Annotated in this window: 20 protein-coding genes; 7 read left to right on the forward strand and 13 right to left on the reverse strand. The window is 35.7% G+C overall.

Features of this window, described 5'->3' with window-relative positions:
* Positions 1 to 14: 14 nt before the first annotated feature.
* Both aat and JJL45_RS00710 read right to left on the reverse strand, forming a co-directional pair.
* The gene (gene aat, locus JJL45_RS00705) at positions 15 to 644 is read right to left on the reverse strand and encodes a leucyl/phenylalanyl-tRNA--protein transferase (RefSeq protein WP_068601423.1); all 630 of its coding nucleotides are present in this window, start codon (positions 642 to 644) and stop codon (positions 15 to 17) included.
* Positions 645 to 742: 98 nt separating this feature from the next.
* Positions 743 to 1120 carry a DUF3127 domain-containing protein gene (locus JJL45_RS00710; protein WP_067144851.1) on the reverse strand — a complete coding sequence of 126 codons (378 nt, stop codon included), beginning with the start codon at positions 1118 to 1120 and terminating at the stop codon, positions 743 to 745.
* Positions 1121 to 1512: 392 nt separating this feature from the next.
* On the opposite strand from JJL45_RS00710, the gene JJL45_RS00715 reads away from it, so the two are divergent.
* Both JJL45_RS00715 and JJL45_RS00720 read left to right on the forward strand, forming a co-directional pair.
* Positions 1513 to 2664 (forward strand): sensor histidine kinase, encoded by a 1152-nt coding sequence (locus tag JJL45_RS00715; RefSeq protein WP_068601421.1) that lies wholly within the window; start codon positions 1513 to 1515, stop codon positions 2662 to 2664.
* Positions 2665 to 2666: 2 nt separating this feature from the next.
* Entirely contained in the window at positions 2667 to 3008 is a 342-nt protein-coding gene (locus JJL45_RS00720; protein ID WP_068601418.1) for a hypothetical protein, read from the forward strand.
* Here JJL45_RS00720 and JJL45_RS00725 read toward each other — a convergent pair.
* Together JJL45_RS00725 and greA are read right to left on the reverse strand one after the other, a co-directional pair.
* On the reverse strand, positions 3003 to 3392 hold the full coding sequence (locus JJL45_RS00725) for an HIT family protein (protein WP_068601416.1): 390 nt from the start codon (positions 3390 to 3392) through the stop codon (positions 3003 to 3005). The two genes, JJL45_RS00720 and JJL45_RS00725, sit on opposite strands and share 6 nt — an antisense overlap.
* Positions 3393 to 3746: 354 nt before the next feature.
* Positions 3747 to 4220, reverse strand: a complete 474-nt coding sequence (gene greA / locus JJL45_RS00730) for a transcription elongation factor GreA (protein WP_067145578.1) — start codon at positions 4218 to 4220, stop codon at positions 3747 to 3749.
* 245 nt (positions 4221 to 4465) lie between these two features.
* Here greA and JJL45_RS00735 point away from each other — a divergent pair, with 245 nt between their 5' ends.
* Positions 4466 to 4894: a hypothetical protein gene (locus JJL45_RS00735; protein ID WP_067144854.1), complete on the forward strand. Its 429-nt coding sequence runs from the start codon at positions 4466 to 4468 to the stop codon at positions 4892 to 4894.
* A gap of 124 nt (positions 4895 to 5018) precedes the next feature.
* Here the strand turns inward: JJL45_RS00735 and JJL45_RS00740 are convergent, their stop codons facing one another.
* From JJL45_RS00740 to JJL45_RS00775, 8 genes are all read right to left on the reverse strand, one after another.
* A complete protein-coding gene (locus JJL45_RS00740) occupies positions 5019 to 7205 on the reverse strand; it encodes a TonB-dependent receptor (protein WP_068601414.1) in 2187 nt (728 codons plus the stop codon).
* Between the two features lie 316 nt (positions 7206 to 7521).
* Complete coding sequence (gene arfB, locus JJL45_RS00745; protein ID WP_068601413.1) at positions 7522 to 7929, reverse strand: alternative ribosome rescue aminoacyl-tRNA hydrolase ArfB; 408 nt, start codon at positions 7927 to 7929, stop codon at positions 7522 to 7524.
* Positions 7929 to 9479 carry a DUF4301 family protein gene (locus tag JJL45_RS00750; RefSeq protein ID WP_068601411.1) on the reverse strand — a complete coding sequence of 517 codons (1551 nt, stop codon included), beginning with the start codon at positions 9477 to 9479 and terminating at the stop codon, positions 7929 to 7931. The genes arfB and JJL45_RS00750 overlap by 1 nt, the downstream gene beginning before the upstream one ends.
* A complete protein-coding gene (locus tag JJL45_RS00755) occupies positions 9472 to 10047 on the reverse strand; it encodes an AAA family ATPase (protein WP_068601409.1) in 576 nt (191 codons plus the stop codon). The genes JJL45_RS00750 and JJL45_RS00755 overlap by 8 nt, the downstream gene beginning before the upstream one ends.
* Entirely contained in the window at positions 10008 to 10640 is a 633-nt protein-coding gene (pnuC, locus tag JJL45_RS00760) for a nicotinamide riboside transporter PnuC (protein ID WP_068601407.1), read from the reverse strand. The genes JJL45_RS00755 and pnuC overlap by 40 nt, the downstream gene beginning before the upstream one ends.
* Positions 10624 to 10884 (reverse strand): hypothetical protein, encoded by a 261-nt coding sequence (locus tag JJL45_RS00765; RefSeq protein ID WP_068601405.1) that lies wholly within the window; start codon positions 10882 to 10884, stop codon positions 10624 to 10626. The genes pnuC and JJL45_RS00765 overlap by 17 nt, the downstream gene beginning before the upstream one ends.
* 81 nt (positions 10885 to 10965) lie before the next feature.
* Positions 10966 to 11712 carry a geranylgeranylglyceryl/heptaprenylglyceryl phosphate synthase gene (locus tag JJL45_RS00770; RefSeq protein WP_068601402.1) on the reverse strand — a complete coding sequence of 249 codons (747 nt, stop codon included), beginning with the start codon at positions 11710 to 11712 and terminating at the stop codon, positions 10966 to 10968.
* A 67-nt stretch (positions 11713 to 11779) separates the two neighbouring features.
* Positions 11780 to 12409, reverse strand: a complete 630-nt coding sequence (locus JJL45_RS00775) for a 4'-phosphopantetheinyl transferase family protein (protein ID WP_068601400.1) — start codon at positions 12407 to 12409, stop codon at positions 11780 to 11782.
* 129 nt (positions 12410 to 12538) lie between these two features.
* Between JJL45_RS00775 and ahcY the strand changes: the two genes are divergently transcribed.
* Positions 12539 to 13855 (forward strand): adenosylhomocysteinase, encoded by a 1317-nt coding sequence (ahcY, locus tag JJL45_RS00780; RefSeq protein ID WP_068601399.1) that lies wholly within the window; start codon positions 12539 to 12541, stop codon positions 13853 to 13855.
* Positions 13856 to 14247: 392 nt separating this feature from the next.
* Here the strand turns inward: ahcY and JJL45_RS00785 are convergent, their stop codons facing one another.
* Complete coding sequence (locus JJL45_RS00785) at positions 14248 to 14517, reverse strand: hypothetical protein (protein ID WP_067144864.1); 270 nt, start codon at positions 14515 to 14517, stop codon at positions 14248 to 14250.
* A gap of 95 nt (positions 14518 to 14612) precedes the next feature.
* On the opposite strand from JJL45_RS00785, the gene JJL45_RS00790 reads away from it, so the two are divergent.
* The 3 genes from JJL45_RS00790 (at position 14613) to JJL45_RS00800 (ending at position 22517) form a co-directional block, all read left to right on the forward strand.
* A complete protein-coding gene (locus JJL45_RS00790) occupies positions 14613 to 15101 on the forward strand; it encodes a DUF1569 domain-containing protein (RefSeq protein WP_068601397.1) in 489 nt (162 codons plus the stop codon).
* 165 nt (positions 15102 to 15266) lie between these two features.
* Positions 15267 to 20225 (forward strand): translocation/assembly module TamB domain-containing protein, encoded by a 4959-nt coding sequence (locus tag JJL45_RS00795; RefSeq protein WP_082935835.1) that lies wholly within the window; start codon positions 15267 to 15269, stop codon positions 20223 to 20225.
* 15 nt (positions 20226 to 20240) lie between these two features.
* The gene (locus tag JJL45_RS00800; protein WP_068601394.1) at positions 20241 to 22517 is read left to right on the forward strand and encodes a BamA/TamA family outer membrane protein; all 2277 of its coding nucleotides are present in this window, start codon (positions 20241 to 20243) and stop codon (positions 22515 to 22517) included.
* Positions 22518 to 22596: the final 79 nt, after the last annotated feature.

The raw sequence follows: 22596 nt of genomic DNA on the forward strand, positions 1-22596 counted from the left end.
ATGATTTTAAAGGTTCAAACGTTCAAAAAACTTAAAAAATCCTTTCTAGAAATATTTTCAGCCCCTAAGCTTTCTAGGTGCTTGGTATAAACCTGGCAATCAATCAATTTATAATGGTGATTTTGAATCAAGGAAATGAATCCTACTTTACTCGCATTACTCACTTTAGAAAACATACTTTCGCCACAAAACACGCCGTTTCCTAGATCGATTCCATAAAGCCCACCCACCAGTTCATCCTCTTTCCAAACCTCAACCGATTTAGCATAACCCAATTCATGAAGCTTGGTATAAGCAGAAATCATACTTTGTGTAATCCAAGTATCGTCCTGACCTTCACGTTTTATTTTGGAGCAGGATTGCATCACCTCAACGAATGCCTTATTTTCTGTAACCTTAAAACCGCCATTCCTTAGCACTTGTCGCATGCTTTTGGAAACTTTTAAACGCTCTGGAAACAAAACAAAACGCGGATTTGGCGACCACCATAAAATAGGTTCATCCTGACTAAACCAAGGAAAAATACCGCTGCGATAAGCCAATAACAAACGCTCAACCGATAAATCGCCACCAACCGCTAGTAAACCGTCGGCAAAAGCTTCACTAACGTCTGGGAACCACAAGTCTTTAGAGAGGTAGTACATATTAAATTTCTAAAAAAACAAAACCTCAACATGATTAAACATTGAGGTTTTATAATATATGATATTTACGCTTTCGCGGAAATGTATGCGTTTACATTTTAGAAAGGTAAATCGTCTGAATCATCTTCTTTTAAATCACCTGCAGGCTCAAAAGCATCTGCTGGTGGTACAGGAGGCATGTTTGCTCCTCCGGCTTCAGCTTGAAGCGCCTCGATTCTCCATCCTTGAATAGAGTTAAAGTATTTGGTTTCACCTTGAGGATTTACCCACTCTCTACCACGTAAGTTAATACTAATTTTTACTTGTTGTCCAACTTGGTAATTATTTAATAAATCGGTTTTATCTTGAACAAACTCCACCATAATATGCTGTGGGTATTGCTCGTCTGTAGTGACTACAATTTCTCTTTTTCTAAACCCGTTACTTCCGAATGATTGTGTCTCTCCAACCATTTTAATTCTTCCTTGAACTTCCATTTACTCGTATTTATATTTGATTTTATTTCTTTAACTAAGAACTTAAGACCTCCGGTCTTCATTTATTGTGGTAATATATAATGCTATCAAAGTAATATCCAGTAGGATACTAACTTATAGACACAAACGAAAAAATCCTGTAATTTATTGGCGAAATGCCTTTTTAGATTTACGTAGAATATTTACCCCAATATATCTGCACAAAACTAATTAAAAAAAACATGAAAAATGAATCTAGTTTTCAACAATAACAAAATCCTATTTTATCATTTTTCACATATCAAGGGATAACCCATTCATAGCGGCGTATTACACAGAAAATCATTTTGCCAATTGTTTACGCAATAATATTAGCAGATTTACATTATATTACCGATCAAATTTTAGAATTAATGATTTTTGCAAAGTATAGCAATACCTTTCGTTGGGCGATTATTATCGCATCTTTCGCTATTGTCTCTCTCATTTTATGGAAAACCTATGAGTTCTTTCAGCATTTTAAAGAGGAAGAGCGTATAAAAATGGAAATTTGGTCCTTTGCTCAAACCGATTTAATTAATTCGGATGACAACACCAATCTGGACCTCACCCTTAAAGTCCTTAACAGCAATACCACAACTCCGGTTTTAGAAATTAACAAGGACGGCAGCATTGGCAGTTATCTCAATATTGACGACAAACGTTTTTCAGACCAAAAATATGTCAACAAATTAATTGCGACTTTTAAAAGTGAAAACACACCCATTGAGGTTGTTTTTGAAAACGAATTAAACAGCACCATTTACTACGGAAATTCCCCATTAATTAACAAGCTCAAGTACTATCCTTTAGCTTTGTTGCTCATAGTATTTCTTTTCGGAGCTGTTATTTTCTTCTTTTATCGCAGTAATAAAAATGCCACCCAAAATAAATTGTGGTCGGGTATGGCAAAAGAAACTGCGCATCAAATAGGCACACCACTTTCCTCGTTAATTGGATGGACCGAAATTTTAAAAACAGAAAATGTCGATCCCGATTATATCATGGAGATGGAAAAGGACATCGAACGCTTAAAAACCATTACCGAGCGTTTTAGTAAAATAGGCTCCCTACCCACACTAGAGCGATCGGATATCGTGGAAGAAACTATAAAATCGTATGACTACTTAAAAGCCAGATCATCCGATCTTATAGAATTTGAAATTCGTGTGCCAAAAGAAAAAATTTTTATAAATTTAAACAGACAACTATACAGTTGGGTTATTGAAAATTTAGTAAAAAATGGTATTGATGCCATGAAAGGCCGCGGTAAGCTACTTATTGAGATTACTCAGCTTGAAAATCAGGTGAAAATCTGTGTTAGCGATACTGGAAAAGGGCTTGCCAAAAAGCATTTTTCAAAAATTTTCGAACCTGGTTACACCACGAAAAAACGTGGTTGGGGCCTAGGATTATCATTAACAAAGCGTATTATTGAAGATTTCCATGACGGAAAAATTAAAGTATTACAATCTGAAATTGGAAAAGGAACCACTTTCCAAATCAGTTTAAAAAACACCTTATAACCATGCCAGAAAAACTAATCGACATTAAAGAAGTGCCCCTAAATAACAACTGTCCCGAATGTTACAACACAAAAGGATTGCATTTACTTTTTAAGCAGAAAGTGGTAGAAACCGCCTTTTATAAAGCGATTACTTCTGAAATTCACCATGAATTAAACTGTAAAACTTGCGAAACCGCGATTTATCCAGAACAATGGACTGATGATATTGATCGTGTTGTAGATTATCAGAAAAAAGTATTTGTTCCTAAAACTCCTTTCAGAAAAATAAAGCAAATAACTTGGGCTTTAATTGCAGGTGGGCTCTCTATAATTGGGATTGGTGTTTCGGTATTCGTTTTATAATTGGGCATGAATGGCATCAGCCAATGCTTGAAACTCCTCTGTAGACATACTTACTTTTTTTATAAAACGCGCATCATCCATAGTTTGTAATGGAATGAGGTGCACATGAACATGAGGAACTTCTAAACCAATCACACTAACACCAATGCGCTTACAAGGCACTGCTTTTTCTAAGGCCAAAGCGACTGTTCTAGAAAAGGCCATTAAACCGTTATAAGTGGCTCCATCTAAATCAAATAATTTATCAACTTCCTTTTTAGGAATACACAACGTATGCCCTTTGGCATTCGGATTAACATCCAAGAAAGCTAAAAAGTCATCGGTTTCGGCAACCTTATAACAAGGTATTTCGCCATTTACTATTTTAGTGAAAATTGATGCCATAATTTTGGTGGTTTAATTTGAGCGTTCATGTAAATATAAAAAGAAAATCCATTAGATTAGTAGCTAACCTAATGGATTGTTTGTCAGGCTGAGCCTGTCGAAGACCTTATTAACGATTCGTGATCAGGATATTTCAACAAGCTAACAAATGCTGTATTTAGTTTCATTACACGATTAAACGGTTCAATATGATTTGCTTTAGGCTTTGGGCTATAAGCACGATGCCGTACAATTAGTTGGCTTATTTTCTAGTTCTAACTTCTAATATTCAACATCTAACTTTTGCCTTTAACAACTCTTCGACAGACTCAACATACCATTATGTAAATTTGAGCTCTACGCAAAAGCTTTATGCTATCTTGAAATTTCAATAATATCGAATTTCATTACCCCGTTAGGCACTTGAATTTCGGCAACATCTCCAACCGATTTTCCTAATAAGCCTTTTCCTATAGGTGAATTTACAGAAATTTTTCCTGAGGCTAAATTAGCTTCACCATCGGCAACCAAGGTATAGTTCATTTCCATACCATTTGTTTGATTCTTAATTTTTACTTTAGAAAGCACTAAAACTTTAGATGTATCCATTTGCGATTCATCAATTACACGTGCTCCTGCTAAAGCATCCTCTAACTTGGAAATTCGCATTTCTAACATGCCTTGTGCTTCCTTAGCTGCATCATATTCGGCATTTTCACTTAAATCTCCTTTATCTCTTGCTTCAGCTATCGCTTTTGATGCTTTTACACGCTCGACATCCTTAAGTTGCCTTAATTCATCTCTTAATTTTTTTAATCCCTCTGGTGTATAGTACGATGCTTTACTCATAACTTCATTATTTAACATTATAAAAGATGCTGAAATACTCCAACAAAACGGCGTCAAAGGATTCAGCAAACAAAAAAATCCCGTTTTCACGAGATTGTCCAACAAATATACAAAATATTTAAATCATTTATTTTTTAATATTTTAAAAGTACTTTCGTTATCTCTTACGTGTAACCAATAGGAAAGCAGAAATAAACGCCAGTTGATTTGCTTTTTATTGTTACATTGCCATTTATTTTACGACTATGAAATCACTTTATTTTATACTTTTTTTTACTGTATTATTAGCTTGTAGTAGCGATAATAACAACGATAACAATTGTAATTACTTACTAGACATTAATGTAAATTACAGTGTCGATTTAACCCTACCACAATACTCAACACTAAACAGCCCTGGTAATTCCATATACATTCCTAATGTGGGAAACAGAGGGATTATATTAGCCAATACTGGTGCCAATATTTTAGCCTGGGATGCTAGCGACCCGAACCACGCACCAAGCGAATGCTCGGCAATTATTCCAGATGGTCTTTTTGGCACATGTGGCTGTGGTGATGATAACCGCTATAATTTTATAACTGGAGAAGCAGACAACAACGATGCTTTAACTTGTGCCTTAAAATTCTACCCTGCGAACCGTAGTGGCAATATTCTTTATATTTCGAATTAACCTATTTATTATAAATAGCTAAAAAAAGACCTTTCAGGTTTTAAAAACCTGAAAGGTCTGATCTATATATTTTATTCCATTATACGTTGTCAACACGAGTTTCGACAACTCAACCTGACAAAAACTAAAACTTCAAATTCACTCCTACTAAAAAGTTTGCAGTCGCCTGCGGATAATAGCCTTCAAAATAACCGGTAGTAATTCCGGTAGGACTTGATGGATCGGTGTAATCGTAAGAACCAAAATAACCGTTAGACACGTATTCACGGTTAAAAATATTATTAGCTAATCCCGAAATCACAATAGATCTAAAAATTTTCTTTGGAATAATTTCATAAGTTACACTGAGGTCACTTACAAAATAATCTGGCAATTTAGAATCGTCATTATCGGTATTCCCCATGTACTGTTCGCCAACATACTTACTTAAAAGCGAAAGCTGTAAATGATCTATAGGCGAAAAGTTAAACGCATTACCAACCACAACATTAGGAGAGAATGAAATATTGGTTTCACCTAAGTCTACCAATTCTCCATCAATAGACGTGGTAAAATCTCTGTTTTTATTTTGACTTAAAGTCACGTTGGTATTCATGCTAAACCATTGGTTAAACAACATATTAGCATCAACTTCCAGACCTAAACGATAACTTTTCCCACTGGTAGCACGAATAGGGCTTCCTACATCGTCCAATTCACCAGTAAGCACCAACTGATTTCTATAATACATATAATACATATTGGTGTTTACTTGAAGCTTATTACTATTATAACGCCAACCTAATTCTAGATCGTAAAGTGTCTCATTTTCGGTAATACCAGCTTTAAAATCGTCTCTATTAGGTTCGCGGTTAGCCACAGCAAAAGAGGTATAGAAACTATTAAAATCACAGTGTTTATAAGTTAAGCCAACCTTAGGATTAAAAAAACTGAAGTTTGCATCGGTCACAAAAGGCACACCATCGGAGTTAATCCCATCGGTGGTATAGTGCACAAATCGTCCTTGTAAATCCACAAAACCTGTAAATTTTTGTGCAAATTTGAAAGTAGCTTTAGAGAAGATACTAAAATCATTTTTAGTTGCATCGCCATCATAGTAATGATCCCTAATCTCGGCATCGGGAGCAAATTCTCTAGCCCAAATAACTTCCCCAAAATGATCGCCAGAGTAAGTATTATATGATAGTCCAGAAATGAGCTCTAACGTATTATTTTTGTAAGTAACGTTCGCATTTACCACATAAAAATCGTTATCCAACCAACGTCTACGAATTACATCGGTTATTGGCACGCCATCGTAATTAATATCAGTCGCTACTACAATTCCATTATATAAATCGATATCGGTAGTTTCTCCCTCATACTGCTCGAAATACCCTTTTCCTTTGGTATAGTTTAACCCTAAGTTTGTAGACCAGTTATTATCAAAACGTTGATTCCAATGCAATTGGTAATGGTCTTGCCAATAGGCATCAATTTCGTTGTCGTAGGTATACGGATTTTGACGACGGTCTTCTTCCAACTCATCAGCCGTTAATCCATACCAAGCCTGATAGGTTTTCTCTTGGTTACCGAAAGTTAAGACCTTAATTAAGGTATTATCATCTTTATACACCCCTTGAAGGAAATAAGATTTTAAATCGGTATATGCGCGATCTACATAACCATCGGAATAAATTTTAGAGAACCTTCCGGATACTTCAAAATGATCCTTTATAAGCCCGGTGGTCATCTTTACGGTGTGTTTACTGGTGTTGAAACTTCCGAAGCTATTGGCAATTTCCGCGGAAGCGATATCCGACACTTTATCGGTTAACAAGTTTAAACTCGCACCAAAAGCTCCCGAACCATTGGTAGAGGTTCCTACACCACGTTGCAACTGTAAGCTCTCGGTTGAAGAGGCAAAATCGCCTAAATTCACCCAAAAGGTTCCCTGACTTTCTGGATCGTTATACGGAATCCCGTTAATGGTGACATTAACACGAGTGGCATCGGTACCACGCACACGGATACCAGAATACCCAATACCTGCTCCGGCATCACTGGTTGTTACTACCGATGGCAAATAGTTTAAAAGGGTTGGAATATCTTGTCCGAGATTACGTTTTTCCAGTTGTTCTTTAGTCATATTGGAGTGCGTGATTGGCGCATCGGCGCTTACACGTACTGCTTTTACTAAAACTTCGTCAAGATTTTCGGTTACCGTAGAGTCTACCGGCTTATCATTTTCTTGAGCATAACTGCTAAATGACAACAATAAAACAGCAAAAATAAAAAGCGATTTTATTATTTTTTTCTGATTCGATTTCATATTAATCTTATTATGATGATCGAATAAAAAGAGGCTATTATTCTTTAAATTTTGGTTTGTTTTTAGAATTAAATGGGACGTTTTAAAATCTTCATTAATTCAAATCCCTAAACAGCATGACCTGTTCCAGGTTCAATGGGTATGATCTCAGCCCTTTTGGAGTTAAAAATTAAAAGTTAATCATGAATAATTAATTGCCTTACAACAAACCTATTCAATAAAAACTCATAATCGTTCACTGGCATGGGCACCCCTTTATGAGAACGCTGCAAAATTACTAAGCAATTTGTAAATAGCTCACTTTAAACAAAGTTTTTTAATCCCAGTCGGGTTTTCGTCTATTTACCTTTTTATCAGACAGTTGCTTTTTACTTTTAAGACGTTTTTTAATGACTGATTTTGGAATTTTAGTAGGAATACGGCGTTTTCTTACTTTTAAGGCTTGTTCTAGCAAGTCTAAAAATCGAGAAATAGCCAGGGTTTTATTTTTATGCTGGCTCCTACTTTCATCACAGAATAAAATTAAAAGACCATCTTTTGTCAATCGGTTTTCTAGTTTTTTAAACAGGCGTTCTTTCTGAACATCGGAGAGCGCTAAAGAAGCATTCAAATCGAAACTCAATTCAATTTTTGAAGCCACTTTATTAACATGTTGCCCGCCACTACCCGAACTGCGAATGGCCTTAAAATTTAATTCTTTTATGATGTTTTCTTTATCAAACATTAGGATGCTTGATGTTCTGGCTTCAGCAAGTCATTTACCGTTTTTACTGGATTAAACGTTTCTAACGGCACTTCAACAAAAATAGAATTCCAATAAGCCATACTTCCGTTCCATAGTCCTGGTAACTCTAAAGCTTTTATATCGACGCCATTATGCGTTTTAGAAGTGATAAAAGCAGCTTCGGGATCTACAAAATCTTTCAGATTGAATTTATTCCCCTTATAATCTTTCACACCACAAACCAAATCGGTTGGATTAAAGTGTGTGGCTTTATAAACGATTCCCTGTTGGACGGTTTTACTAAAATCGATTTGTGCGAACTCTACAATTTGAAGCGACACTTCGTCGTTTTTATCCTTCACCCAAAATGGTCCGCCACCAGGCTCTCCTTGATTTTTAACCATACCACAAACACGAATAGGGCGGTTAAACTTATCAATTAAATACGCTGTTTTTTCTTCAAAAGTATAGGTGTCAAAATCGACGCTTACAGGTACATTTAATCGGTAACGTAAAAACAAAACCATTAAGTTAAAATCAGCTTCTTCAGCAGTACCTTCTGTTAATTTTTGCAAATAAGCAAACACCTTTTCTTGGGCTTCTAGTAAAACACCAGCCAATAGTTTTTTATAATTAGATACCTCGATGTTTTTATCGGCAACTACAATATTATCAATGTTTTTAATGAAGATAATATCGTGATCTAAATCGTTTAAATTCTCTAATAAAGCACCGTGTCCTGCTGGTCTGAATAAAATAGAACCATCTTCATTTTTATAAACCTCATCTTTAGTGGTTAGAGCAACAGTTTCAGTAGTCTCCTTCTGAAATGAAAAAGCAATATTGAAAGTTACACCTGTTTCGGCTTCTAAATCCGATTTAATCGCTTTTAGGGTCTTATCGAAATATTCTTGATGTTTTTCTGAAACCGTAAAATGTAAATTTGCTTGATTTTCTGAAGAGGCATACAAGGTCGCTTCAAACAAATGTTCTTGAAAAGCGGTAGCAATTTTTCCATTATATTGATGAAATGGCAATAAACCTTTTGGAAAAAAACTGTAGTTTAAAGCATCTTCATCTAGCATCATTTTTACGAAATACAGACAACGCTCACCGCGAGATAAATTATCAAAATTTGGATGAGTATCACGTGCTTTGGAAATAACCTCATCATAAAATGGAAACTGTTTCAAATTAGAAATAAAGGTTTCCACTTGGCTATTTGCCTCCTTACCAATGTAAGATTCCATAGTTTCTTTGGAAGGATTGTACTTTTGTAAAAACTGGAATAAAAATTTAAACATCCTTGTGGCTGCACCCGAAGCTGGCACAAATTTCAAAATACTTAAGTTTTCTTTCTTCGCTTCGTATAACTGCACTAATTTTTCAGTTTCAGAAGCGTCATAGCGTTCTATTCCTTTTCCTATGGTAGCAGCTCCAATTAAAACAGAATGGGTCATACCATCTTCTAATCGAGCGACTTGGGCTTTAATTTGGTTTAGTGTGATGCCTTTGCTATAGATTTGTTGTATATCTCTATCTTCAAACATGAGGGTTTTGTTTTAATAGTTTATCAATATGTTTTACGGCGGTTTCAAGGCGTTGTATTTTACTCCCTTTTAGTAAAACATAGGGTTTATTATGTTTAATTAGTTCGTTTTGAAAAGCTTCAAACATGGCTTCGCGTTGGTCTGGCTTATCCCTTAAATCGTCTGCTTCCCAGGGCGTATCAATATAGGTCAAAAAATACAAATCGTAAGTATTTTCCAAAGCATATTTTTCAAGTATGGGGTCGCAGGATCCTAAATAGTAAACTTCAGAATATACTTTAGTTTCCAATAAATCGGTATCGCAAATTAAAACCGTATTTGTTTTTTGAGCCAATTCATTTTCTAAGCGCATTTGGCCTTCGGCAATGGGAAGTAAATCTTTAGGCTCACAGGTTTTTCGCTCGTTATTCCATTTGTTTTGAAGATACTCACGAGCATACTCCGGTACCCAAACCGAACTGTAATATCGCGCAAGTTGTCTGGATAGCGTGGTTTTTCCCGTGGATTCTGGCCCAAACAACACCACTTTTATAACATCTGAGGGCTGTTGTTTAAACTTTTCTTCCATGCTTTATAGCCATAAATGGCAATTATTGTAAAAATTAAATATTGAAAGGATGTAAACATTAATCCTTTATAATAGTAAAGGGGTACCGAAATGATATCACCAATAATCCAATACACCCAGTTTTCAAGTTTCTTTTTAGCCATAAGCCACATACCTACAAAAAATACGGCGGTAGTAAAGGTATCGACATAAGCGGTCCATCCATTAAATTTATCGTTCAACTTGTAAAAAATAACGATAAACATGATCGTTAACAAAAAAATGATTAGACTCCAAACCTGCTCCTTTTTTGTAGTAACCGTAACAGGAACTTCGTGATTATTGGCGTCTTTTCGTGTCCAATAATACCAGCCATAAATGCTCATTATAAAATAATAGGCGTTTATAAGCATGTCTCCTAAAAGACTATAAACAAACAAAATATACACGAAAATTGCGGTACTAATAATACCGGTAGGATACACTAAAATATTTTCTTGCTTAGAGTACCAAACACTCAAAAAACCAAAAAAGACACCAATAAACTCCAAGACCACAAGGTGTGTTGGAATCCCTTGATATTGCGAAAAAAACCAATCAAAAATGTGGTTCATAGTCGTGTCTATCAGATTTTACGATTTTCATGTAAAGTAAACCATGCTCAATCAATTCGAAAGCTTCTTTAATTTCAGAAGTTAGCAAGGCCATCACTACATCATAATCGCCATAAACCTGTGTACTTAACGGATTTTCGAGAACGGTTAAACCAGAATCACGCAATTTTTTAATAAAATGAATAATGACAGGCTCGTAGTTGTCTTGAAGCGGTGTTAACGTTAATTCAACGGATATTTTCATTTATTTAAATTTTATCAAGAACCTCTGGTTCAGTTATTTAATTATTTCGGTGGGTAATGCCCTTTATTTACCAAATGCCCATTATGGGCTTTCATAATGTTTCACTCTTTTTAATTCTTCAAAAAATGCGGTATTTTCTTCAAATGCGGTACCTATTACTACCAAATCGGCTCCTGCGCTGTAGGCATCATCCAGCTGTTGTTTACTTCTAATACCACCACCAACGATGAGTGGAATATTTAAAGTTTTTTTGACTTCAGAAATCATAGAGCCCGTTAAAGCTGATTTAGCACCACTACCCGCTTCTAGGTAAATGAGTTTCATGCCTAGCAATTGTCCGGCGTAAGCGGTATCAGCAACCTCTTGAGTGTTCGATCTGCTCAAAGGCTTTTCACCAGTAACACGTTCAACCGCAGTTACTTTTCCACTTTCAATTAATAAATAGCCTGTGGGGATGACCTCCAAGGTACTCTTTTGTAATTTTGAAACCGCTTTAACGTGTTTTCCAATCAAATACTCTGGATTTCGCCCAGAAATAAGCGATAAAAACAAAATAGCATCGGCCTTATTGGTGATTTGTGTCACATCACCTGGAAATAAAACCACAGGTAACGGCGTGTGCTTTTTAATTTCAACAACCAATATTTCAGTCACAAAATCATCAACCGTACTACCTCCAACCAAAATATGTGTGGTTTGGGAGGCGTTTACTTTTTGCAGAAAAGAAGCAGCATTTTCAACAGGAAATTTATCAGGGTCTATTAAAACCGCTAATAGCTTTTTTTTCTCTAAAACCGATTTTAATATGTTTTGGTATATGTTATTCACCACAAATGTTTCACTAACGTTTAAGCCCTAACTCCCCTACTTTATAACTTTATAACTTTATAACAATTTAACTATTAACAGCATAAGCACAGGTAAAACCTTCAAATTCTAAAAAATGAATATTATAAGGATGTTTTTTGTCTTTGTAATCAATCCATGCCTTCGTTTCTTCATCTTTCAACTCAAAAGGAATCACTAAAAAGTAGTCTTTAAAACTCAATCCTGGCGTCGCGAATAATTTATATAAAGATTCTTTAACACACCAAATCGCGGTGAGTTTCCTAATATAATGGGGGGCACTTTTATCAAGATAATCAAACTCATAGTCTATAAACTTATGGGCGATTACTGGAATTTTTTCACGTTGTTTTTCAATATCAATACCCACAATACTATCGGAGATAATTACCGCAGAAAAAATAAAGGAATGCGTTATAGAAATCTGTTTACCATCTTTTAAATGAGGTTTTCCGTTTTCGTCGTAATATAAATCGAAATCATCATATCCAAATTCGGCCAATAATTTGCGTACACTAAGAAAACCGCGCTGGTGTAATTCGCTTTTCATGCCCAAAACACGTTGTAAGGTTTCAGGTTTTAAAGCCACTGCATCAAATAAATCGTTGTAGGATTCTTCAATCTTCCAGATTTTAACAGTAGTTTGCGAGTTTGGTGTTATGGTTTTATAAAGAGGCATTTAAAATCTAAAACTTATTGATTACCTTTGCAGCTCCTAAATATTTCAGGGCTTTATTGACAGGCGAATTTAAGTATTTTAAGTACTATTCACAATGAAGTTTAGGTTTTAACAAAAAGAAAAATTGATATGAGTACAAAAACAATTCCATACGTAGCAAATAAGGTAAAAGACATTACACTTGCCGATTGGGGGAGAAAAGAAATAGAATTAGCTGAAGCAGAAATGCCAGGATTAATGAGCTTACGCGAAGAATACGGCGATTCACAACCTTTAAAAGGAGCAAGAATTGCTGGTTGTTTACATATGACCATTCAAACGGCGGTTTTAATTGAAACTTTACAAGCTTTAGGTGCCGAAGTAACTTGGAGTTCTTGTAACATATTCTCTACACAAGATCAAGCTGCTGCTGCCATTGCTGCTGCTGGAACTGCGGTTTACGCTTGGAAAGATATGACTGAAGAAGAATTTGACTGGTGTATCGAGCAAACTTTATTTTTTGGTGAAGACAGAAAACCACTTAACATGATTCTTGATGATGGCGGCGATTTAACCAATATGGTTTTAGACAAATACCCAGAGTTAGCTGCTGGAATTAACGGTTTATCTGAAGAAACAACAACAGGTGTTCACAGACTTTACGAGCGTGTAAAGAAAGGGACTTTACCAATGCCTGCTATAAACGTAAACGATTCGGTAACAAAATCGAAATTCGATAACAAATACGGATGTAAAGAATCTGCTGTAGACGCGATTCGTCGTGCTACAGATATCATGCTTGCCGGAAAACGTGTAACCGTTTGTGGTTATGGTGATGTTGGTAAAGGTACTGCTGCCTCTTTTAAAGGTGCTGGAAGTATTGTAACCGTAACTGAAATCGATCCAATTTGTGCGCTTCAAGCAGCTATGGATGGTTTTGAGGTTAAAAAACTAGAAACTGTTATTGGTAACACTGATATTGTAATCACTACTACAGGAAATAAAGACATCGTTCAAGCCCGTCATTTCGAAGCTTTAAAAGACAAAGCGATCGTTTGTAACATTGGGCATTTCGATAATGAAATTGATATGGCTTGGTTAAACAAAAACCACGGTCACACCAAAAACACCATTAAACCTCAGGTTGATAAATACACCATCGACGGTAAAGATGTTATCATTCTTGCCGAAGGGCGCTTAGTAAACTTAGGTTGTGCTACAGGTCACCCAAGTTTTGTAATGAGCAACTCATTCACCAACCAAACCTTAGCACAAATCGAGCTTTGGACAAACGCCGATGCATATGAAAACAAAGTGTACATGCTACCAAAATCTTTAGATGAAAAAGTAGCCAAACTTCATTTAGCAAAAATTGGTGTAGAATTAACCGAATTACGCGAAGAGCAAGCTAGTTATATTGGTGTAACCGTTGATGGGCCTTACAAACCAGAACACTACAGATACTAATTTTTCATTTCCGCGTAGGCGGAAATCTTATCAATTATAATTCAAAATCCCAAGCAGTCATGTTTGGGATTTTTTTATCATTTCAATTCTGAAGCAAGAGGAACAATATGGATAAGTTGGGCGTTACCCCAAGGGTCGGGCTTTCACTACTCGCTCCCTACTAAGGTCGGGGAGCTCAAACAAGCCGTTCAATCCCTAACGCAAAAGCAGAACTCAATTCATCTAACAAATTAAATCAAAATATCTGCGTCGACCATAGTCTTCAAAAGACAACACCTTACACATTCCCAACGGTCTTCGAGCGAAGTCCAGATGTGAGGTTTTGATGAAAATTATTGTTCTCGACTCCGATCGAACACCTTAAAAATCATCATTAAAACTCTTGACTCTTATTATTCCACCATATCTTCTTCAAAATACCACCATAAACTGGAATCGATAGACGACTTCAATTTATTGATATCCACATGGTCTTTAAGAAACACTGTAATGTTATCTTCTTCACGATTTCTGCCGTGGGTTTTTCTAATTTCTGAATATTCGATGTCTTCAAAATGCTCTAAATGCTTTTTAACTCGAGGCACAAGCGTTTCATCACTTAAAAAAATTTTAATAGTAGGGTGCGATGGGGAGTTCCTAATTTCAGATCTAAAGGGTAGCATATCATATTAGTTTTAAATGAAACAATAGGTTGGTTATAGTTGGAATCCACTAAAGTTAAGGATTAATTTAATATCTTTTAGAAATAATTCAGACCATGATAAACAGCTCGTTACAGAAACTTCAATCACTTTTATTAGAAATTGAATCAAACATCACTAATAAAAACATAGAAGATTCAAACATTTCTAAAGTAACTGTTGGGTGGCACCTAGACCATAGTTTAAAAGTCTTTAATGTGGTTTGTGAGGTATTGGCCGGGTCTAATCCTAGCGAATACAAATCTAAATTCAACACAACACGTTGGCTTATTTTTATCCTCGGATCTTTTCCGCGAGGCAAAGCCAAAGCGCCAAAAAAAGTAGTTTCTGAAAAAATAATCATTTCCGACAAGGATTTACACGAACAGTTAGAACATGCTAAAACAGCATTAAGTATTATAAAAACACTAGACCCTCATGCTTATTTTAAACATCATATTTTTGGGAATTTATCTAAAAAACAGACCATGCGGTTTTTAGAAATTCATACGAAGCACCATTTAAAAATCGTACAAGAAATTTTACGCAGTCACCCGTTAAAATAATCTTAAAATACATTACTTTTATCCCCTCAAAGCAATAAACACCTACACCTGAAAGAAGAAACACAAAACATAACAAAAGAAAGCCCAACACCAAAAAAAAAGAAATACCGTGGTTTACGAATCCTTGGCAAGGTTATTATTGGCTTTTTTTTATTTTTTATTCTTTTGGTTTTAGTCATAAGAACACCTTGGGCGCAAAACTTCATTAAAAATAAAGCCATCGATTATGTTACCTCCAAAACGGACACCAAAATTGACATCGAATCGCTTTTTTTAACCTTTGATGGTGATATAAAAATTACGGGCGTTTATTTAGAAGACAAACAACAAGACACCTTACTTTATTCAAAATCCTTAGAAGCTAACATTGCACTTATTCCTTTAATTACAGGAAAAAGTATTGGTGTAGATGGCTTAGATTGGGAAGGTGTACGTGCCCATATTTGGCGCAAAGACTCTATAGTAGGTTATAATTTTAATTTCCTAATTGATGCTTTTGCTTCCGAAGACAGCACTGCTGTTACCGAAGTAGACACCAGCTCTACAAGCATGAATCTTATTCTAAGAAACTTAGATTTAAAAGATTTCGAAATATCATTCGACGACGAACTTATTGGCATTAATACCAAAGCAAAGTTTAACGAACTCTTTTTAGATTTAAAGAAAATAGATCTGGACAGTATGGTATTTAATGCTCCAGAGGCCAAAATTTCTGAAGCTAAAATAGATGTCATTCAAAATGAATCTAAAATTATAGATAACGATACCACAAGTAGCGTGCTGCCTTCCTTTTTAGTTGAATCATTTGTTTTAGAAGCGGTTAAAGTACATTACAAATCGAACACCTCTAATTTAGAATTAAATACCACGATTAACGATTTTTCTGCAGAATCGACCGACATTAACCTAGAGACCAATCGCATTTATTTAGATGAAATCGCATTAAGGCATTCTACAGTAAAACTCCAATTAAACGACGTTGCAAATAGTTCTGAGGCTGCAGAAACAAATAATTCTGAAGCTTTTGAATGGCCTGATTTTGACATCAAAGTTAATCAGGCACATATAGAAAATAACGATATCGGTTATTTTGTAAATAACCATAAAGCTCAAAAGGGCGTTTTTAATGCCAATGCCTTAGACTTTAAAAACCTAAGCCTTATTGCCAATACCGCTTATATGAACAAAAGTGGCGTGGGTATTCATGTTGAAAAAGGACAATTTCAAGAAGGCTCGGGATTACATTTAAAACAATTAAGCACAGAAGCCGTTTTTAGCAACACCAACTTAACTCTTAAAAATTTAGATATCGCTCTTAATAATGATTTGGTTCTGGGTGATTTGAATATGGAATATTCAGAGATTAACAGCTTCATGAATCACCCTGAAAAATCGAAAATTGACCTTGTTCTTTCAAAATTCCGCTTCGATTTTAATGATATTTTTCTTTTTCAACCGGATTTAAAAAACAATGAATATTTACAAATCCTAAGTAAAAAAAGGCTGTCTGGCCACGCCAAGGCCTCTGGGTATGTTTCAGACATTCAAATCCCTAGTTTTAATGTGTCTTGGGGTGATTCTACCAAATTAGTACTGAAAGGTCAAATTAAAAATGCAACACAAACCGATTCCTTAAAATTCAAAATTCCTAGCTACCGATTTACTACAAAAAAATCAGACATTGAACGCTTTGTGGCTATATCAGACTCTACGATAAGCATCCCTAATAAAATGATGTTATCTGGTAATATTTCTGGTGCATTGAATGCTATAGCAACCGATAGCAAACTAGTATCAGAGCAAGGATTTGCGAGTATCGAAGGTCAGTTTGAAAACCTTAACGACATTCATTTTAAAACCCATATTACGGTTGAAGAATACGAATTAGACAAACTTTTAAATATTGAAAAACTAGGCAAATTAAGCGTTACAGTTGATGCCGAAGGCGGCGGTAAAACCATAAATGATTTAGATGGTAAATTAGTAGCTGTGGTTAATAATTTCAGCTACAATGAGTACCCGATTGAAAATTTGGAAATAGTTGGTAATATTATAAATGGACAAGGTGAAATTACATCCGTTTATAAAGACCAAAATATTGATATCAACCTAGATGCTTTTGTTATTCTAGATTCCATAGCCCCAGAATTAAAAATGGACCTTAATTTAGCTGGCGCCAACCTCCAAGCACTAGGTTTAACAGAACAAGATATTAAAACAGGGTTTACCTTAAGCGGAAATTTCAAGGGAGACTCTAAGAGTTTCGACGCTGGCGCCATGCTAAGCGATGGCGTTGTGGTTTATGACAGCAAAACCTACTTGTTAGGCCAATTAAAAGCCAACGCACATGTTCGAGAAGACACCACATCGGTACAAGTTGAAAACAAAATACTAAATCTAGATTTACAATCTAATGCCACACCTCTCGTATTTAGTAAAGCCCTAAAAAACCATGTATTAAGTTACTTTTATAGAGAAGACAGAAGCGCTACTCTCGATACGCTTCAAAACCCGGTAGAACTTAAATTACAAGCAAAACTCGCGCAATCACCCGTAATAAACAATGTCTTTTTAGTAAATCTAAAAGAGGTTGATACCGTTAAAATAGATGTCGAATTTAAAGAACTTGATAGGCAGTTAGTAGCCATTGTGGACGCTCCTCATATAAACTACAGTGACAATACTATTGACAGTTTATCGGTATTAATTAACACCTATAAAGATGAGTTTCTTTTTAATTTAGGGTTTAAAGAAATTAACGCAGGACCACTATTACTTCCTGAAACCTATATAACCGGCGTACAAAAGAATAATGAATTACAGTTAGATTTTAATGCTGCTTACAAGGGCACCGAACTTACAGATGTTAGGGCTGTTGTAACAGGTGTTGAAAACGATATAAAATTTCATGTTTATCCTGAAAATTTAAAACTAAATAAGGAAAATTGGAGCATCCCAGAAGACAATGCCATCCTATTTACAAAGGATAAAATTTCATTTAATAACTTTAAAATCACCAAGAACGAACAGTCGATAGAAGTCACTAACCAATTACCTAAGGTCCATACAGACCATATCGCTGTTGCATATAAAAACTTTAAAATAAATGAAATTTTAGAATATTTCAATCCTGAAACTCCCTTGGCTGAAGGGGTTTTAAACGGTGACTTTATTGTTCAAGACCCACTTAATAAGCCCGGAATTATTGCCGACTTAGACATCTCGCAACTTAAGGTTAAAAACATAAACATGGGGCGTTTAAGTTTACATGGAAAATCGGTTGGAGCTAATAACTATACCTTAGAAAGCACGCTTTCTGGAGGCGAAATTGATTTAGACCTTAAAGGAACTTATAAATCAGAAAGCGATAAAGCTAATTTAAACTTAGACCTCAATCTCAAAACCTTCAATATGCATGCCCTAGAAGGCTTTACCGATGGAGAGGTATCAGAAACTGAAGGCTTTTTTAAAGGACGTTTCAAAATTAGTGGCACTACTGAAAAGCCTAATTATGATGGAACCATAAATTTCAGCAATGCAAAATTCAAAATTGTTAAATTCAATACTGCTTTTGCTTTACTTGATGAAACTTTAAAAATTGATAATAAAGGTGTTTATTTTACCGATTTCACTGTTCAAGACGAAAACAATAACACCTTCGACATTGCTGGAAATATCGGCACAGAATCCTTTATTAATCCGACTTTCGATTTAAGTCTGAGTGCTAAAAACTTTCAAGTTTTAAATGCCACAAAGGATGATAATGACCTGCTATACGGAAAAATTGTTTTTGATGCTGACGCGAAAATTACTGGTGATTTGGAAATTCCGAAAGTGGATTTAAAACTTACGGTAGATTCTGAAACAGATGTGACTTACGTTATGCCGTCCTCATCGGTCGATGTCGAGTCGCGCGATGGGATAGTACGTTTCGTAAATCGAAATAACCCCGATGCCATACTAACACAAGCCAGCGAACAAACCAGCAAGTTAACAGGTTTTGATATTTCAAGCTATATAAAAGTTGGAAAAAACGCAACGTTTTCTATTGTCATTGACGAACAAACCAATGATAATTTTAAAGTTTTTGGTGAAGGTGAATTTGATTTTACGATGAGGCCAAACGGACAAATGAATCTAGCTGGTGTGTACAACGTATCTGGTGGTCATTACGAGATGAGTCTATACCATTTAGTTAACAGAAGATTTGAGTTAGCCCCTGACAGTCGTGTGACATGGTCTGGCAGCCCTTTTGATGCCGACTTAGACATTCGTGCTATTTATAATATTGAAACATCGGCCGCTGGATTAATGGCATCCACGTCTTCTGGGGCCGACATTTCCGATCAAGGTAGATTCCAACAAGTACTACCCTTTATCGTTTACTTAAATATTGACGGCGAACTAACTGCTCCTGTTCTGTCCTTTAATTTAGACATGCCCGAAGATGATCAAGGTATGGCTAGCGGTCAGATTTACGGACGAGTGCAACAAATTAATCAGGAGCCCGATGCCTTAAATAAGCAAGTTTTTTCCCTTTTGGTTTTAAACCGTTTCTATCCGGACTCTAACAGTGATGGTAGTGAAGGTGGATTTAACGCTATAGCTAGAGACAACTTAAACAGCGCACTCTCCGACCAATTAAATGTGTTTTCAGATAAACTTTTAGGAGACTCTGGTTTTGATTTGGATTTCGGGTTAAACAGTTACACCGATTATCAAGGTGATGCTCCCGAAGACAGAACGAACTTAGACATTGCGGCACAGAAAAAACTGTTTCACGATCGTTTAATTGTAAAAGTTGGTAGCGAAGTTGCCATACAGGGAAGTAGAGAACCTACACCTTTAATTGGTAATGTAAGTCTTGAGTATATGCTCACAAAAGATGGACGCTATAAACTTCGTGGTTTCAGAAAAAGTGAATATGAAAATGTTATAGACGGACAAACTATCGCTACAGGAATTGCCATTCTTTTTACCCAAGAGTTTAATAAATTTAAAGAACTTTGGGATTCCATGTTTAAAGCAGCCCAAGAGAAAGAAGAGAAAAAAGAAGCCTTAAACGATTCAACTTCCAAAACCCAAGAAAACGTCGATACTAAAAACAAAAAACAAACCAAATAGAGAAACCTTTTGAATATGTCGTGTAAAAACTTTTTAATCTTAAGCACTATAGTGCTCCTGTGTTACGCTTGCAGTGTATCGCGATACATCCCTGAAGATGAGCGCTTGTACACTGGTGCTACGCTAGAGATAGAAAGTGATTCCACCCTATCCGACAAATCTAAAGACGTCATAAAAACAAACCTTAATTCGGTGCTTAACCCTGAACCGAATAGTAAAATTTTGGGCATGTATTTAGGTTTGTATTTTTACTATCAAAACCAGAAAGAACACCCAGGCTTTATAAATAAATGGCTCAATAAAAATTTTGGAGAAGAACCCATCTACCAAAGTGATGTTAAACCTCTTGAAGTGGAATCTCTATTACTAAACCGCTTGGATAATCGAGGGTTCTTTTACAGTTCGGCATCATCAGAATTTATTGAAGAAGAAAAAAAGGCTTCTGCAGCCTACCAGGTTAAAGTTGCCCAGCCATATAAAATGGAAAATTATGCCCTCGATAGTTTACCACAACCCATTGGCGCCAATATTAAAGCGCATCTTAACAAAACAATTTTAAAAAAGGGGATGCGTTTCGATTTGCCTTTAATGCAGTTAGAGCGTAAGCGCATCGATCAGTCCCTAAAACTAAGAGGATATTATAATTTCAATGAAAGGTTTTTACTTTTTGAAGCCGACACGAATCAGTACAAAAACAAACGCTTTGATCTCTATTTAAAAATGAAACCGGAAACGCCAAAACCGGCCATCGTTCCTTATGAAATTTCTCGAATAAATATTTATCCGCATTACAATATAGAAACCGATTCTGTAAATATTCCTTCCGAAACTTATAACAATAAAAATTACAAACAAGACGAATTATTTTTTAAGTTAAAATACCTTGATCCATTTGTAACCATTCAAAAAGGGCAACTCTACAATGCTGAAACCTCTAAAAACACAGCGAGGCGCTTATCTCAAATTGGCACTTACAAATTTGTTAATATTCAGTATAAAGAAATAGACTCTGCTTTAACAGATAGCCTAGGACGTTTAGAAGCCAACATTTACTTATCTCCATTAAATAAAAGAGCTCTACAAGTCGAATTACAAGGCGTTACCAAATCGAATAACTTTACAGGGCCAGCTATTTCTGTTTCATCGATAAACCGAAATTTATTTAAAGGAGGCGAAAGCTTTAAACTAAGTGCTAAATTTGGTTACGAAGCCCAATTTACAAGAGGTAGTGAGGATGCCGATAAATTAAGCAGTACCCAATTTGGTATAACTGGGGAATTAACATTTCCTAGAATTATTTTCCCTATAAAAGTTGGCCCACATTTTTTCAAGTATAACATTCCAAAATCCAAAACTTCATTAAGCCTTGATTACTTAAACCGTAAGGAATATTTTAGTTTAATTTCAGCCACAGCTTTATTTGGATATACTTGGGACGCTAATAAACTAGTAACTTACGAAGTCAATCCTATAACGGTGAGTTACACCAAGCCTTGGAACATCACCGAGGAGTTTCAGCAGATTTTAGATGACAACCCATACATGCAAGACAGTTTTGAGCAAGAATTTATAAGCGGACTCACCTTTTCTTTCACATACAATGGGTTATTAGAAACTCGTAAAACCGATCAAATCTATTTTAACACCAAGCTGGATATTGCAGGAAACTCTTTAAGCTTAATCAGTAAAAATAATGCAGATGGCAGCCCTAGTGAAATATTTGGTTTAGAGTATGCACAATATGCCAAGGCCGATATTGATATTTACTACCACCATAAATTTAACGATGACCATATTTTGGCCAGCCGTATTTTTGGAGGTTACGGTATTGCCTATGGCAACTCTACATTACTGCCCAATGTAAAACAATATTTTTCGGGAGGTCCTTATAGCGTTCGCGCCTTTAGAATACGCTCTTTAGGACCTGGAACGTTTGACGGATCAACGGTTAGTGACACCTACTTTGATCAAACGGGTAATATTCGTTTAGAAGCCAATATAGAATACCGCTTCCCTATTTATTCATTCCTTAAAGGCGCCGCTTTTGTTGATGCTGGAAATATATGGAACTCGATTGAAAACCCTGCTTTACCAGGAGGTAAATTTACTAGCTCGTTTATGCAAGAATTAGGTATGGGTGTTGGCCTTGGTGCCCGTGTAGATTTTCAAGGATTTGTAATTCGTTTAGACCTAGCAACACCTTTTCATAATCCAGCCTTACCCAAAGGTGAACGCTATACTTTCGACACTCAGGAATCGGTACTAAACTTCGCCATCGGATATCCTTTTTAATAGGTTTATGACATAAAAAAAGCCGAATAAAACGAAAACAATATTCCGTTATTATTCGGCTAAACTCGACCACTGTGTT

Origin of the sequence: Tamlana sp. s12 (assembly GCF_016767215.1) — a bacterium.
GTDB lineage: Bacteria > Bacteroidota > Bacteroidia > Flavobacteriales > Flavobacteriaceae > Pseudotamlana > Pseudotamlana agarivorans.